1 protein-coding gene and 1 pseudogene are annotated in these 353 nt (G+C 30.3%); one reads left to right on the plus strand and one right to left on the minus strand.

Translation table 11 applies throughout. From position 1 onward, the window contains the following. Nucleotides 1-134 (minus strand): annotated as a pseudogene (locus BT993_RS07610) (hypothetical protein); the annotation flags it as partial. A gap of 14 nt (nt 135-148) precedes the next feature. On the opposite strand from BT993_RS07610, the gene BT993_RS06945 reads away from it, so the two are divergent. Next, a partial coding sequence (locus tag BT993_RS06945) for a hypothetical protein (protein WP_143604324.1) occupies nt 149-353 on the plus strand: 205 nt, incomplete at its 3' end.

The raw sequence follows: 353 nt of genomic DNA on the forward strand, positions 1-353 counted from the left end.
ATATCAGGCATAGATATTCTTTCAGGATTTAAAAATCTTTCAAAAATCAAACCATATTTTATTGGGTCAAGTTCTGTTATTCCTAGTAAATATGAAATAATTGATCCTGCTGCAGACCCCCTACCAGGACCTATATGACGGTAGAGAAATGATTAAATCATTAATAGATTATGCTAAAAGAATAGAGGGTAAGGTAAAAAATAGTTCTACTCATGCTGCTGGAGTAATAATTACTAAGGAAGATATGAGAGAAAATCTACCCTTAATTTATGACGGTTATACTAAAGATTATCAAATACAATTTGAGGCTAATGTACTAGAATCTTTAGGATATCTTAAAATGGATCTTTTAG

It is taken from the genome of Streptobacillus ratti (assembly GCF_001891165.1).
GTDB lineage: Bacteria > Fusobacteriota > Fusobacteriia > Fusobacteriales > Leptotrichiaceae > Streptobacillus > Streptobacillus ratti.